Raw genomic sequence first — 14,651 nt, forward strand, 5'->3', positions numbered from 1 at the left:
GTCGCCTTTCGTCCTGCGGGTTCGCCCGCCTCTCTGCCGCCTGCACCACTCGTCCGCCGCCTCGTCCGCCTTTCCCGCCTGCCGCCGCCGGCCCCGCCGTCGACGACCGTCCTGTTCAGTGGGGCGCGCTCAGAACTCGCCCCGGTACCAGTTGCGCAGCTTCTTGAAGAAGTTGCCGGCGCGGCCGCTGGGCAGCGAAGGCCGGCGCGGATGCTCGATCTGGCTGCCCATCAGCAGCAGGCCCACGCCGGTGGCGTGCACCGGGTTGCCGACCACCTCGCCCAGGCCGCTGACGTGCTGCGGGATGCCGATGCGCACCGGCATGTGCAGCATCTCCTCGGCCAGCTCGATCACCCCTTCCATCTTCGAGGCGCCGCCGGTCAGGACCATGCCCGCGCGCACCAGCTCCTCGAACCCGGAGCGGCGCAACTCGGCCTGGACCATCTCGAAGATCTCCTCGTAGCGGCCCTGCACCGCCTGCGCCAGCGAGGCGCGCGGCATCCGGCGCGGCGGCCGGTCGCCGACGCTGGGCACCTGGATGCTTTCCTCGGCCGTGGCCAGCTGCGCGAGCGCGCAGGCGTAGCGCACCTTGATCTGCTCGGCCTCGGGCGTGGGGGTGCGCAGCATGTGCGCGATGTCGTTGGTGACGTGGTCGCCGGCGATCGGCAGCGATGCCGTGTGGCAGATCGCGCCCTGGATGAACACCGCGATGTCGGTGGTGCCCGCGCCCATGTCGACCAGGACCACGCCCAGCTCGCGCTCGTCGGCGGTGAGCACCGCGACGCTCGAGGCCAGCGAGGACAGGATCAGGTCGTCGACCTGCAGGCCGCAGCGCTGCACGCACTTGGTGATGTTCTGCGCCGCCGACTGCGCGCAGGTGACGAGGTGGGCGTGCACCTCCAGGCGCACGCCGGTCATGCCGACCGGGTTGCGGATGCCTTCCTGCGAGTCGTCGAGCACGTACTCGCGCGGGATCGCGTGCAGGATGCGCTGGTCGGCCGGGATCGCCACCGCCTTGGCCGCGTCCAGCACCCGGTCCAGGTCGGCCCAGGTCACCTCGCCGTCGCGGATCGGGACGATGCCCGGCGAGTTCTTGCACTGGACGTGGTTGCCGGAGATGGAAGCGTAGACCGAACGGATCTCGCAGCCGGCCATCAGTTCGGCCTCCTCCACCGCGCGCTGGATCGACTGCACGGTCGACTCGATGTCCACCACCACGCCGCGCTTGAGCCCGCGCGACTCGTGCGAGCCGATCCCGATCACCTCGATCGGGTTGCCCGGCGAGTACTCGCCCACCAGCGCCACGACCTTGGAGGTGCCGATGTCGAGCCCAACGATGAGGGACTTGTCGCCTTTGCGGTTCATGTACTGCTCGCCTGCTGTGATTGCGTATGCGCGGCGCGGTTCGGCGCCGGGGAAGGGGAAGCGGCGGCCTTGGCGGGCGTGCCCCAGGCCAGGGTGAAGCCGTTGGTGTAGCGCAGGTCCGCGCGCTCGATCGTGCGCGCCTGCTGCGCGAGCAGCTGCGGCAGCACGCGGGCGAAGCGTTGCAGGCGCGCGCGCGCATCGTCGCGCCCGACCACCACCTCGATGCCGTTGTCCAGGGTCAACGACCAGCTTCCACGCGCATCCACGCCCAACCGCGCGATGCCGTAGCCGAGCGGTGCGAACAGCGCCCCCGCCTCGTTGTAGAGACCGACCACCTCGGCGGCGCGGGCATCCGGGCCCGCGAGGTGCGGCATGCGGCCGGCGGCCAGGTCCTTCGGCAGCGGGAACAGCTGCCCGCGCTCGGACAGGAGCCGGTCCTCGCCCCAGAACGCGAAGGGCACGTGTTCGACTACCTGGATTTCCAGCACGTCCGGCCAGGCCTTGCGTACCTGCGCACGCTCGACCCACGGCAGCCGCTCGACCGCCTTCTGCGCCGCGTCGAGGTCGGCGGCGAAGTAGCCGCGGCTGGCATACGGCGCCACTGCCGCGCGCAGCTGTTCGGCCTGGACCCGCTCGAACTGGCCGGTCACGCGCAGGCGCGACAGCGGCCAGCGCTCGGCGCCGACCCAGCCGTTGAGCACGGCCACCACCGGCAGCGCGACCAGCGCCACCGCCAGGAGCCAGGCCAGGATGCGCAGCAACGCGTTCACCCGGCTGCACCTCCGGCCGGATCGTCGGCCACGGCCTGTTCCAGGATCCGCCAGCAAAGCTCTTCGAAGCCGATGCCGACCTGTTGCGCGGCCTTGGGGACCAGCGAATGGCTGGTCATGCCCGGCGCGGTGTTCACCTCGAGCAGGTACAGCGCGCCGCTGTCGCGATCGCGCATGACGTCCACCCGGCCCCAGCCGCTGCAGCCGGCGGCGCGGAACGCGGCCAGCGCGAGCGCGCCGATCTCCGCCTCGCCGGCCTCGTCCAGGCCCGGGCACAGGTACTGGGTGTCCTCGGCCACGTACTTGGCGTGGTAGTCGTACCACTGGCCCTTGGGCACGATCCGGATCGACGGCAGCGCCTTGTCGCCGAGGATGCCGACGGTGAGCTCGTCGCCGATCACCATCTGTTCCATCAGCAGTTCGCCGGGATAGCGCGCGGCCAGTTCGACCGCGGCGACCAGGTCCGGATCGGCCAGCACGCGCGACACGCCCACGCTCGATCCTTCCGACGATGGCTTGACGATCACCGGCAGCCCCAGTTCGCGGGCGGCCGCCTGCACGCCACCTCCGCGCGCCAGGCGCGCGTAGCGTGGCGTCGGCAGTCCCAGCGACAGCCACACCTGCTTGGTCCGGATCTTGTCCATCGCCAGCGCCGAGCCGAGCACGCCCGAGCCGGTGTAGGGCACGCCCAGGGCCTCCATCAGCCCCTGCACGACGCCATCCTCGCCGCCGCCGCGCTGGCCGTGGAGGATGTTGAAGACACGGTCGAACTTCTTCGCCAGCAGGGCCTCCGCCAGTGCCGGGATGCCATCGACCCCATGCGCGTCGACGCCGTGCGCGCGCAGCGCCTCGAGCACGTTGCGGCCCGAATCCAGCGAGACCTCGCGCTCGGAGCTGGTGCCGCCCATCAGCACGGCGACCCGGCCGAACACGGTCGGATCGGTGAATCGCGGCGGCGGGAACGCGGCCATGCTCATGCCTGCTCCCCGCTGCCGGCGAAGCCGTCGGTGGCGATCCGGTGGGCGATGTAGCCGATGTCGCCGGCGCCCATCATCAGCAGCAGGTCGCCGTCGTGCAGCACGTCGGGCAGCACGTGGACCAGGTCGGCGACCTGCCCCACCACGACCGGCTCGCTGCGCCCGCGCGCGCGGATGGCGCGCGCCAGGGCGCGCGCATCGGCGCCCGGGATCGGCGCCTCGCCTGCGGGGTAGACCTCGCTCAGGACCAGCGCATCGGCCTCGGACAGCACCGCCGCGAACGCATCGAACTGGTCGCGGGTGCGCGAATAGCGGTGCGGCTGGAACGCCACCACCAGGCGCCGCTCGGGCCAGCCGCCGCGCGCGGCCGCGAAGACCGCTGCCAGCTCCTTGGGATGGTGGCCGTAGTCGTCGACCACGCGCACCTTGGCGCCGGTGGCGGTGGCGACCTCGCCCAGGTCGTTGAAGCGCCGGCCGATGCCGGCGAACTTCTCCAGCGCCGCGGCGATGTTGGCCGGCGACACGCCCAGCTGCCAGGCCACCGCGGCGGCGGCCAGTGCGTTGAGCACGTTGTGCCGGCCCGGCAGGGCCAGGGTCACCGGCACGGTCGCGCCTTCGGGCAGGCGCAGGGTGAAGCGCATGCGCGGGCCGTCCTGGACGATGTCGTCCGCGCGCACGTCGGCGTTCTCGGCGGTGCCGTAGGTCATCACGTGGCGCGGCGTGTGCGCGGCCAGGGCGGCGACTTCCGGGTCGTCGATGCACAGCACGGCCAGGCCGTAGAACGGCAGTCGCTGCAGGAACTCGGCGAACGCCGACTGCAGGCGGGCGAAGTCGCCGCCGTAGTTCTCCAGGTGGTCGGCGTCGATGTTGGTGATGACCGCGATCAGCGGGTTCAGGCGCAGGAAGCTGCCGTCGCTCTCGTCGGCCTCGGCGACCAGCCACTGCCCGCCACCCAGCTTGGCGTTGGCGCCGGCGGCCAGCAGCTGGCCGCCGATCACGAACGTCGGATCCAGCCCGCCTTCGCTGAGCACCGCCGCGGTCAGGCTGGTGGTGGTGGTCTTGCCGTGCGTGCCGGCGACGGCGATGCCGCGGCGGAAGCGCATCAGCTCGGCCAGCATCGCCGCGCGCGGCACGATCGGGATGCGCTGGCTGCGCGCCTCCATCAGCTCCGGGTTGTCCTCGCGGATCGCGCTGGAGACCACCACGCAGTCGGTACCGAGGACGTTGGCCGCCGAATGGCCGCGGATCACGCGCGCCCCCAGCCGCGCCAGGCGGCGGGTGGCGGCGTTGTCGGCGGTATCGGAGCCGGACACCTCGTAGCCGAGCGTCAGCATCACCTCGGCGATGCCGCTCATGCCGGTGCCGCCGATGCCGACGAAATGCACGCGAGGGAAGGCGCGCACCAGGTCGTCGGTGTCGTGCAGGCGGCGGATCATGCGGAAACTCCAGGAGACTTGTCGGACGGAAGCGATTCTTCGAGGACCACCTCGGCGATGCGCGCGGCGGCATCGGGCCGGGCCAGCGCGCGCGCCGCGCGCGCCATCGCCAGGCGCCGGGCCGGATCGGCGAGCAGGTCGCGCAGCAGCGGCTGCAGGTTGGCGGCCAGCTGCGCGTCCTGCCTGAGCAGCAGCGCGGCGCCGTTGTCGACCAGGTATTCGGCGTTGCGGGTCTGGTGGTCGTCGACCGCGGCGGCGAACGGCACCAGCACGCTGCCGATCCCCACGGCGCACAGTTCCGCCAGGGTCGAAGCGCCGGCGCGGCACACCACCAGGTCGGCCCACGCGTAGGCGGCGGCCATGTCGTCGATGAAGGCTTCCACGCGCGCCTGCACGCCGGCGTCGGCGTAGGCGCGCTCGGCCTCGGCGCGCAGCTTCTCGCCGCACTGGTGGCGCACCTCGACCGCCCCGCCCAGCTTGGCCAGCGCCACCGGCACTGCCTCGTTGAGGGCGCGGGCGCCCTGGCTGCCGCCCAGCACGAGCAGGCGCAACGCGCCTTCGCGGCCGGCCAGGCGCTGCTCGGGCGGCGCGATGGCCGCGATCTGCGCGCGCACCGGGTTGCCGGCAACTTCTTCCCTGGCGAAGCTGCCGGGGAACCCGCTGAGCGTGCGCCGCGCCAGCCGGGACAGTACCCGGTTGGTCATGCCCGGCGCGCGGTTCTGCTCATGCACGAGCAACGGCAACCCCGACATCCAGGCGGCCAGCCCGCCGGGGCCGGAGGCGAAGCCGCCGAACCCGATCACCGCGCGCGGACGGCGCCGGCGCAGCACCGCGCGCGCGGCGTTGACCGCCTTGAGCAGGCGGAACGGCGCGGCCAGCAGGGTCAGCTTGCCCTTGCCGCGAACGCCGGCCACCGGCAGCGTGTCGATCTCGATCCCGTGCTGGGGGACCAGCCGCGTTTCCATCGCGCCGGTCGCGCCCAGCCAGACCACCGGCACGCCGCGCCCGCGCAGCACGTGCGCCACCGCCAGCGCCGGGAAGATGTGGCCACCGGTGCCGCCGGCCATCACCACGACCGGCCGTTCCTGTTGATTACCCGCACATGGATGTGCGGGCTTCTGCGAGGGACTCGCATGAATGCCGCTCATGCGAACCCCCCGAGGGTCGGCTCGACGCGCGAAGTGCCGCGTCCGCGCAGCGCAGCGGCGGCCGGATGCGCGGCCGCCGCGGGCGCCGGGGACGATGCCGATGCCGCGCGCCCGGGCGACGGGCCGGTGCGCGCCGGCGCTTCGGCCGGCGCGTCGCCGCTGGCGGCCGCCTGCGGCGAACCTTCCTGGCGCACCGCGCGCTGGCGCTCGGCACGATCCAGTTCGTAGGACACGCGCAGCAGCAGGCCGATGGCCACGCAGGTCATCATCACGCTCGAACCGCCCGACGAGACCAGCGGCAGGGTCAGGCCCTTGGTCGGCAGCATGCCCAGGTTCACGCCGATGGAAACGAAGCTCTGCATGCCGATCCACAGCGCGATGCCGAAGGCGATGTAGCCGGCGAAGTGGCGCCGCATCTCCACGCACTTCAGCCCCAGGTACAGCGCGCGGCCGACCAGCAGGGCGTACAGGGCGACCACCACGCAAACGCCGGCGAAGCCCAGCTCCTCGGCGATGACCGAAAAGATGAAGTCGGTATGCGCCTCGGGCAGGTAGTTGAGCTTCTGCACCGATGCACCCAGGCCGACGCCGAACCATTCGCCGCGGCCGACAGCCATCAGTGCGTTGCTGAGCTGGTAGCCCGAGCCGAGCTGGTCGGCCCACGGGTCCAGGAACGAGGTGATCCGGCGCATGCGGTACGGCTCGAAGATGGCCAGCGCCGCCAGCGCCGGCAACCCGATCACGATCGGCAGCGACATCCGCGGCAGGTTGACCCCGCCCAGCACCAGCATGCCGGCGGTGATCGCCAGCAGCAGCGTGGCCGAGCCGAAGTCGGGCTGGGCCAGCAGCATGCCCACCAGCAGCACGGCCACGCCCAGCGGCTTGAGCATCGCCGCCCAGGTCGCGGTGACGTCGTCGCGGAAGCGGACCAGGTAGCTGGCCAGCCAGACGATGTAGATGACCTTCACCGCCTCGACCACCTGGAAGCGGGAGATGCCCAGCTCGATCCAGCGCCGCGCGCCATTGACGCTCACGCCCAGCCCCGGCAGCCAGGGCAGCAGCAGCAGGACGAAGCAGCCCAGCAGCAGCAGCTGGTTGTACTTCTCCACGGTCTTCAGCTCGGTGCGCATGGCCACCGCAGCCAGGGCGATGCCCACGCCGAGGAACAGCACGTGCCGCACCAGGTAATGGAACGGCCCCACGCCCAGGTTCTCGCCGATCGCCACCGAAGCCGAGCCGACCATGACCACGCCCAGGCAGGCGAGCGCCAGCGCCGCGCCGGTCAGCCACGGGTCGAAGCGGCCGCCGATGGCCTCCAGCCGGGTCGCCTGGCGCGAGAGGTCGTTCATCAGCGCACCTTCAACGTGGCCAGGCCGACGAGGACCAGGACCACCGAGATGATCCAGAAGCGGACGATCACGCGCGGCTCGGGCCAGCCCTTCAGTTCGAAGTGGTGGTGGATCGGCGCCATCCGGAACACGCGCTTGCCGGTGAGCTTGAACGAGGCCACCTGGATCATCACCGAGAGCGTCTCGATGACGAAGATGCCGCCCATGATCACCAGCACCAGCTCCTGGCGCACGATCACCGCGATGGTGCCCAGCACCGCGCCCAGCGCCAGCGCGCCGATGTCGCCCATGAACACCATCGCCGGGTAGGTGTTGAACCAGAGGAAGCCCAGTCCCGCGCCGGCGATGGCCGCGCAGATGATGGTCAGCTCGCCTGCGCCCGGCACCTGCGGGATCTGCAGGTAGTTGGAGAAGACGGCATTGCCCGAGGCGTAGGCGAACACGCCCAGCGCGCAGGCCACCAGCACGGTGGGCATGATCGCCAGCCCGTCCAGGCCGTCGGTCAGGTTGACCGCGTTGGAGAAGCCGACGATCCAGAAGTAGGCGATGGCCACGAAGCCAATGCCGGCCAGCGGCAGCGCGATCGACTTGAAGAACGGCACGTAGAAGGTGGTGGCCGCCGGCACGTCGGCGTACAGCCACAAGTACAGGCCGGCAGCCAGGCCGAAGACCGACTGCAGCAGGTACTTCCAGCGCGACTTCAGGCCGTTGGGGTCGCGCTTGACGATCTTGATCCAGTCGTCGTACCAGCCGATCGCGCCGAAGGCCAGCATCACCAGCAGCACGGTCCACACGTACTTGTTGCGCAGGTCGCCCCACAGCAGCACCGAGGCCAGCACCGTGATCAGGATCATCGCCCCGCCCATGGTCGGGGTGCCGGCCTTGGAGAAGTGCGACTGCGGCCCGTCCTTGCGGATCGGCTGGCCGCCCTTGAGCTGGCCCAGGCGGCGGATCACCGCCGGCCCCCACCACAGCGAGAGGAACAGCGCGGTCAACGCGGCCAGGATGCCGCGGAAGGTCAGGTACGCGAACAGGCCGAAGAAGTTCTCCAGTCCCTGCAGCCAGCGCGCCAGTTCAAGCAACATTCGCAGCGTCCCCTTGCGCCAGCAGCGCGGTCACGATCCTGTCCATCGCGCTTCCGCGCGACCCCTTCACCAGCACCCGCAACCCATGGCCGGCGCTTCCGGCGGCCGAGACCGGCATGCGTGCCCGCAGGTCGGCGTTCAGGGCCGCGGCCAGCGCCTCGTGCGTATCGAAATGGCGGCCGCCGTCGCCGAAGGCGCGGGCGGCGGCGGCGCTCAGCGTGCCCAGTGCATAGAGCCGGGCCAGGCGGGCGTCGCGCGCGCGCGCGCCGGCGTCGGCGTGCAGGGCCTCGGCCTCCGGCCCCAGTTCGCGCATGTCGCCCAGCACCAGCCAGGCTTCATCGCCCGAGGCGGCCAGCGCGTCGATGGCCGCCGCCACCGAGCCGGGGTTGGCGTTGTAGCTGTCGTCGATCAGCAGGGCCCCGCCAGGCAGCCCGTGCGCCACCTGACGTCCCGGCACCGGCTGGGCGTCGGCCAGGCCCGCGGCGATGCGTTCGAGCGGAACCTCGCAGGCCAACGCGATCGCGGCGGCGGCCAGCGCGTTGCGCACGTTGTGGCGGCCCGGCAACGCCAGCGACACTTCGACCTGTCCCTGCGGGGTGACCAGCACGAAGCGGCTGCCCTGGCCGGTGGCCACGATGTCGCGCGCGGTGACCTCGGCGCTGGCCTCCAGGCCGAAGCGCAGGACCCGCCGGCCACTGTCACCGGCGCGGATGACCTGCTGCTCGAACCAGCTGCCGAAGGCGTCGTCGGCGTTGACCACCGCCACGCCGCCGTCGCCAAGCGCGGCGTAGATCGCGCCCTTGGTCTCGGCCACGCCGAGCAGGCTGCCCATCCGCTCCAGGTGCGCGGCGGCGATGTTGTTGACCAGGGCGACGTCCGGACGCGCGACCGCAGTCAGGTAGGCGATGTCGCCGGGCTTGCCCGCGCCCATTTCGTAGATCGCGAAATCGGCGTCCTCGGGCGCGTCGATCACCGCCAGCGGCAGGCCGATCTCGTTGTTGCGGTTGCCCGGGTTGGCGTAGGCCTCGCCGGCCCGCTGCAGGATCGCCAGCACCAGCGTCTTGACGCTGGTCTTGCCGTTGCTGCCGGTGATCGCCACGACCCGCGCGCGACGGCCGCGCTGCATGCCGGCGGCGATGCGCGCCAGGGCGCGCTCGCTGTCCTCGACCAGCACCTGCGGCAACGGCGGCTCCAGCTCCAGCAGGCGCTCGACCAGCAGCGCCGACGCCCCGCGCATGGCGGCATCGGCGGCGAAGTCATGCCCGTCGAAACGTTCGCCGCGCAGGGCCACGTACAGGCTGCCGGGACGCAGCTGGCGGGTGTCGTGGCTCACCGCATCGATCGCGACGTCGTCGCCGTGCAGTTCGCCGCCGGCCCAGTGCGCGACCAGCGAGAGCGGAAGGCGGTTCATGGCTGTCCCTCCGCATCCTGCGGCCGCACCCGTGCATCCGTGCGCGCCGGGCCGCGGGCTTCGAGAGCCTGGCGGGCCACGTCGGTATCGTCGAACGGATGGCGCACGCCGGCCACCTCCTGGTAGGGCTCATGGCCCTTGCCGGCGACCAGGACGATGTCGTCCGCGCCGGCCGAGGCGATGGCCAGGGCGATCGCCTGCGCGCGGTCGCGCTGCACGGTGACCGCGCCAGGCGCGGTGAAGCCGGCGACGATGTCGGCGACGATCGCGTCGCCGTCCTCGCCGCGCGGATTGTCGTCGGTGACGATCACCACGTCGGCCTCGGCCTCGGCGATCTGCGCCATCTGCGGGCGCTTGCCGCGATCACGCTCGCCGCCGCAGCCGAACACGCAGAACAGCCGGTCGGCGGCGTGACGGCGCAGGCTGGTCAGCGCCTGGGCCAGCGCGTCGGGGGTGTGCGCGTAGTCGACCACTACCAGCGGCCGCACGCCATCGCCGCCGAGCCGGTTCATGCGCCCGGCAACCGGCTGCAGCTGCGACAGGGTCGCGGCGATCGTGGCCGGTCCGTCGCCCAGCGCGAACAGGACGCCGGCGACGGCCATCAGGTTGTCGACGTTGAAGCGGCCCAGCAGCGGCGAGCTCACCGGATGCGCCTCGCCATCGAAGACCAGGTCGAAGGCCAGGCCGCGGTTGTCGAAGCGCAGCGACTCGGCGCGCAACGCCGCGCCGGCCTGGCCCCGGGAACTGACCCCGAAGGCGCGCACGTCGGCCGGCAGGCTGTGGGCGAGGGTGCGGCCGAAGGCGTCGTCCAGGTTCAGCACCGCGGCCTTCAGGCCCGGCCGCGCGAACAGCCGCGCCTTGGCCGCGCCATAGCTGTCCATGTCGCCGTGGTAGTCGAGGTGGTCGCGGGTGAGGTTGGTGAACACCGCCACGTCGTAGTGCACGCCGTCCACCCGACCCTGGTCGAGCGCGTGCGAACTCACTTCCATCGCCACCGCCTGCACCCCGGCGTCGCGCAGTTCGCCGAGCAGCGCGTGCATGCGCAGCACCAGCGGCGTGGTGAAGCCGGTGGGCTGGACCTGGCCGTGACGGCCGGCGCCCAGGGTGCCGATGCTGCCGCTGTCCAGGCCGCGCAGGTGCCAGGCCTGGGCCAGCAGCTGCACGGTGGAGGTCTTGCCGTTGGTGCCGGTGACGCCGACCATCGTCATCGCGTGCGACGGGTGGCCGTGGAACAGGTCGCCCATCGTGCCCAGCCGCGAGCGCAGCCCGGGCACGGCGATGGCGTCGGCCGGCGCCGGGTATTCGCCGGGTGCCGGCGGCTCGAACAGGATCGCCGCGGCGCCGGCCTCGGCCGCCTGGGCGGCGAATGCCAGGCCGTGGGTGCCGAAGCCGGCGATGGCCACGAAGGCGTCGCCGCGCCTGATCTCGCGGCTGTCCATCACCAGGCCGGAAACGTCGATGTCGCGCGGCAGCGCGACGTCGGGCAGCAGGCGCGACAGCGGCATCGAACGCGTCATCGATGCCCCCCGCCGCCGGCCCCGGCCTCGCCCATGGGCGGCGGGATGGTCAGGTCGTCCTCGAAGGATTCCTCCAGCGCCTGCGGCAGCTGCGGGATCGCCGCCTGCCGCTTGGCCTCGCCGCGCGCCTGCGCGGCCAGCCAGGTGTCGATGTCGTCCGGCGGCACGTCCATCAGCCGCAGCGCATCCTCCATCACGCTGCGGAACACCGGCGCCGATACCAGGCCGGCGAAGTAGGAGCCGGCCTGCGGGTCGTTGATCACCACCACGGTGGCGAAGCGCGGCTGGGTGGCCGGCACCAGGCCGGCGAAGGTGGTGGTGTAGCGGCGCGCGTAGCCGCCGGCCGAGGCCTGGCGGGCGGTGCCGGTCTTGCCGGCGACGTGGTAGCCGAGGATCGCGGCCTGGGTCGCGGTGCCGCCCGGCTCGGTGACCGTCTGCATCATCCGCAACACCTGGTCGGCAACTTCCGGCTTGACCGCCTGGCGCGACTCGTTGATCTGGCCCTTCACGAAGGTCGGGGTGATCAGGCGGCCGTGGTTGCCCAGCGCCGCGTACGCCTGCGCGATCTGCAGCGGCGTGGCCGACAGGCCGTAGCCGTAGGCCATGGTGGACTTGGTCAGGCCATCCCAGCGCGCCGGCTCGCGCAGCGAGCCGACCGCCTCGCCCGGGAAGCCGCTGTTGGGCGCGCTGCCGTAGCCGAAGCCCTTGATGAATTCGTAGAAGTACTGGTTCGGCAGCGGCTCGGCCAGTTTCACCGCGCCCAGGTTCGAGCTCTTGGTGATGATGCCGGTGACGTCGAGCACGCCGTAGTTGTGGTGGTCGCGGATGGTGTAGCGGCCGAGCGCCATGTAACCGGGATTGGTGTCGAAGCGCGTGGAGGCGGTGACCCGGCCGGCGTTGAGCGCCGCGGCCACCGTGATCGGCTTCATCGTCGAGCCCGGCTCGACCAGGTCGGTGACCGCGCGGTTGCGATGGGTGTCCTGGGCGCCGCCGGTAACCGCATTGGGGTTGTAGCTGGGCAGGTTGACCATGGCCAGCACCTCGCCGGTGGCCACGTCCAGCACCACGGCCGAACCGCTGCTGGCCTTGGTCGCGGTCAGCGCGTTGCGCAGCTCGCGATAGGCCAGGAACTGGATCCGGCGGTCGATGCTCAGGGTCAGGTCCTTGCCCGGCTCGGCGGCGCGGACCAGGTCGATGTTCTCGACGATGCGGCCGTGCCGGTCGCGGATCACGCGCTTGCTGCCGGGCTTGCCGCGCTGCCATTCGTCGAACGCCAGCTCCAGGCCTTCCTGGCCGCGGTCGTCGATGTTGGTGAAGCCCAGCACGTGCGCCATCGCCTCGCCCTGGGGGTAGAAGCGGCGGAACTCGCGCTGCGAGAACACGCCCGGCACGTTGTGGGCGAGGATCGCCTTGGCCTGGTCGGGGTTGATACGGCGCTTGAGGTAGACGAACTCCTTGTCCGCGCGCTGGGACAGGCGGCGGGTCAGCTCTTCCTCGGCCACGCCCAGCGCGCGCGCCAGCTCCGGCAGCCGCTCCGGGTGCCGCATCAGCTCCTGCGGATTGCCCCACACCGATTCCACCGGGGTGGACACCGCCAGCGGCTCGCCGTTGCGGTCGGTGATCATGCCGCGCGAGGTCGGGATCGGGATTTCGCGGACGAAGCGCGCCTCGCCCTGGCGCTGGTAGAAGTCGGCGTTGACCAGCTGCACGTAGGCGGCGCGGCCGACCAGCGCCACCGAGCACAGGCCCAGGGTGGCGCCGACCAGCAGCATGCGGCCTCGCAGGTTGAAGCTGCTGCGGTTGCGGCTGGGGCGGTTCATTGCCGCACCACCACGATGTCTTCGGCTTCGGGGAACTTCATCCCCAGCCGTTCGCGCGCCACCTGGTCGATGCGGTTGGCCTGCGCCCAGGTCGCCTGCTCCAGCTGCAGGCGGCCGAATTCGATGTTCAGCTCGTCGCGCTCGCGTTCGCGCTTGGTCAGCTCGACGAACAGTTGGCGGTGGCGGTAGCGCTCGTACGCCACCGCGATCCCGCTGCCGACGATGGCGACCAGCAGCACGCCTAGCAGGACGCGGCTCATGCGCGCCCCTCCGCCGGCGGCAGCTTCTCGGCCACCCGCAGCACCGCGCTGCGCGCGCGCGGGTTGGCCGCCAGCTCGGCGGCCTCGGCGCGGATCGCGCCGCCGCCCACGTCGGCCAGCACCGGCACGAAGGCCTGCGCCACCGGCAACCGGCGGTTGGCCGGCGGCGCCTTGGCGTGGCGCGCGATGAACTGCTTGACGATGCGGTCTTCCAGCGAATGGAAGCTGATCACCGCCAGGCGGCCGCCCGGGCGCAGCGCCGCCAGCGCCGCGTCCAGGCCGGCTTCCAGGTCGGCCAGTTCGCGGTTGATGTGGATGCGGATGGCCTGGAAGCTGCGCGTGGCCGGGTTGCTCTTGTCCTTGCCGCGCGGCACGACCGAATTGATCAGCTCGGCCAGCTCGGCGGTGCGTGCCAGCGGCTGTTGGGCGCGACGGGCGACGATCGCCCGGGCGATGCGCCGGCTCTGCTTCTCCTCGCCGTAGGTCCACAGCACGTCGGCGATCTCGCGCTCGTCGGCGCGGGCCAGCCATTGCGCGGCGCTCTCGCCGGACTCCGGGTCCATGCGCATGTCCAGCGGGCCGTCCTTGCCGAACGAGAAGCCACGCTCGGCCACGTCCAGCTGCGGCGAGGATACGCCGAGGTCGAACAGCACGCCGTCGAGCCCGCACGCCTGCTCCCAGCCGCCGAGCGAAGCGAAGCTGCCGCGGCGGATCGACACGCGCGCGTCGCCGCCGAACGTCCGTCCGGCCTCCGCGATCGCTTCGGGATCCTTGTCCATCAGCAGCAGCCGGCCTCCCGGGCCGAGTCGTTCCAGCACTCCGCGCGCATGCCCGCCGCGCCCGAAGGTGCCGTCCAGGTAGCGTCCGTCCTCGACCACACGCAAACCGTCCATGACCTGCGCGTACAGCACCGGCAGGTGCGCCGCCGGCGCCGACGGGTCCGCGGGGTGGCCGGGCTGCGCGGTGGTGCGCATCCGGTCCCCCGCCATCACAACCTCAGGTCGAGCATGTGCTCGCTCAGATCGTCGTCGGACAGGGTCCGGCGGATCTGCGCGTGATGCGCCTGCTCGCTCCAAAGTTCGAACTTGTCGCCCATGCCCAGCAGGACGGCCTTCTTCTCGATGCCCACCGCGCTGCGATGGCTGGCCGGGATGCCGATCCGGCCGTTGCCGTCCAGCTCCACCGGCGTGGCCGCGCCCACCAGCTTCAGCTGCAGGCTGCGGTGGGCGGCGCGGGTGCTGGGCAGCGCGTTGACCGCATCGCGCACCCGCTCCCACTCCTTGAACGGGTACAGGTAGAGCGAGCCGGCCTCGAACGGGTTGTAGGCGATGACCAGCCGGTTGCCGCATTCACGCGCGACGGCATCGCGGTAGGCCGTGGGAATGGCCACCCGTCCCTTGTCGTCCACAGTGATGGCGGTCTCGCCCTGGAACACGTTCGCTGCTGCCCGACCCCGTTCTGGGATGCCATTCAATCACGGAAAACCACAGAAATCCCGGTTTCCCCACGAATG

General features: G+C 71.8%; 13 protein-coding genes. All 13 read right to left on the reverse strand.

The window, feature by feature from the left end; all coding sequences use genetic code 11:
• Positions 1–129: 129 nt before the first annotated feature.
• The 13 genes from ftsA to mraZ all read right to left on the reverse strand — a co-directional run bounded on the left by ftsA (position 130) and on the right by mraZ (position 14,573).
• Positions 130–1,365 (reverse strand): cell division protein FtsA, encoded by a 1,236-nt coding sequence (ftsA, locus tag CSC66_RS04480; RefSeq protein ID WP_162376197.1) that lies wholly within the window; start codon positions 1,363–1,365, stop codon positions 130–132.
• Positions 1,362–2,135, reverse strand: a complete 774-nt coding sequence (locus tag CSC66_RS04485; RefSeq protein WP_162376198.1) for a cell division protein FtsQ/DivIB — start codon at positions 2,133–2,135, stop codon at positions 1,362–1,364. Before CSC66_RS04485 ends, ftsA begins: the two co-directional genes overlap by 4 nt.
• Entirely contained in the window at positions 2,132–3,112 is a 981-nt protein-coding gene (locus CSC66_RS04490; protein WP_162376199.1) for a D-alanine--D-alanine ligase, read from the reverse strand. Before CSC66_RS04490 ends, CSC66_RS04485 begins: the two co-directional genes overlap by 4 nt.
• Positions 3,109–4,548: a UDP-N-acetylmuramate--L-alanine ligase gene (gene murC, locus CSC66_RS04495; protein WP_162376200.1), complete on the reverse strand. Its 1,440-nt coding sequence runs from the start codon at positions 4,546–4,548 to the stop codon at positions 3,109–3,111. The genes CSC66_RS04490 and murC overlap by 4 nt, the downstream gene beginning before the upstream one ends.
• On the reverse strand, positions 4,545–5,615 hold the full coding sequence (gene murG / locus CSC66_RS04500) for an undecaprenyldiphospho-muramoylpentapeptide beta-N-acetylglucosaminyltransferase (RefSeq protein ID WP_238394293.1): 1,071 nt from the start codon (positions 5,613–5,615) through the stop codon (positions 4,545–4,547). The genes murC and murG overlap by 4 nt, the downstream gene beginning before the upstream one ends.
• Positions 5,616–5,692: 77 nt before the next feature.
• Complete coding sequence (gene ftsW, locus CSC66_RS04505; RefSeq protein WP_162376202.1) at positions 5,693–7,045, reverse strand: putative lipid II flippase FtsW; 1,353 nt, start codon at positions 7,043–7,045, stop codon at positions 5,693–5,695.
• Complete coding sequence (gene mraY / locus CSC66_RS04510; protein ID WP_162376203.1) at positions 7,045–8,130, reverse strand: phospho-N-acetylmuramoyl-pentapeptide-transferase; 1,086 nt, start codon at positions 8,128–8,130, stop codon at positions 7,045–7,047. The genes ftsW and mraY overlap by 1 nt, the downstream gene beginning before the upstream one ends.
• Entirely contained in the window at positions 8,120–9,541 is a 1,422-nt protein-coding gene (locus CSC66_RS04515; protein WP_162376204.1) for a UDP-N-acetylmuramoyl-tripeptide--D-alanyl-D-alanine ligase, read from the reverse strand. The genes mraY and CSC66_RS04515 overlap by 11 nt, the downstream gene beginning before the upstream one ends.
• Complete coding sequence (locus tag CSC66_RS04520) at positions 9,538–11,058, reverse strand: UDP-N-acetylmuramoyl-L-alanyl-D-glutamate--2,6-diaminopimelate ligase (RefSeq protein ID WP_162376205.1); 1,521 nt, start codon at positions 11,056–11,058, stop codon at positions 9,538–9,540. The genes CSC66_RS04515 and CSC66_RS04520 overlap by 4 nt, the downstream gene beginning before the upstream one ends.
• Complete coding sequence (locus tag CSC66_RS04525; protein WP_162376206.1) at positions 11,055–12,878, reverse strand: peptidoglycan D,D-transpeptidase FtsI family protein; 1,824 nt, start codon at positions 12,876–12,878, stop codon at positions 11,055–11,057. Before CSC66_RS04525 ends, CSC66_RS04520 begins: the two co-directional genes overlap by 4 nt.
• Complete coding sequence (gene ftsL / locus CSC66_RS04530; RefSeq protein WP_162376207.1) at positions 12,875–13,138, reverse strand: cell division protein FtsL; 264 nt, start codon at positions 13,136–13,138, stop codon at positions 12,875–12,877. Before ftsL ends, CSC66_RS04525 begins: the two co-directional genes overlap by 4 nt.
• Positions 13,135–14,112: a 16S rRNA (cytosine(1402)-N(4))-methyltransferase RsmH gene (gene rsmH / locus CSC66_RS04535; protein ID WP_162376208.1), complete on the reverse strand. Its 978-nt coding sequence runs from the start codon at positions 14,110–14,112 to the stop codon at positions 13,135–13,137. Before rsmH ends, ftsL begins: the two co-directional genes overlap by 4 nt.
• Positions 14,113–14,126: 14 nt before the next feature.
• On the reverse strand, positions 14,127–14,573 hold the full coding sequence (gene mraZ, locus CSC66_RS04540) for a division/cell wall cluster transcriptional repressor MraZ (protein WP_162376209.1): 447 nt from the start codon (positions 14,571–14,573) through the stop codon (positions 14,127–14,129).
• Positions 14,574–14,651 lie beyond the last annotated feature (78 nt).

Source organism: Pseudoxanthomonas kaohsiungensis (genome assembly GCF_010211765.1).
GTDB classification, from domain to species: domain Bacteria; phylum Pseudomonadota; class Gammaproteobacteria; order Xanthomonadales; family Xanthomonadaceae; genus Pseudoxanthomonas; species Pseudoxanthomonas kaohsiungensis.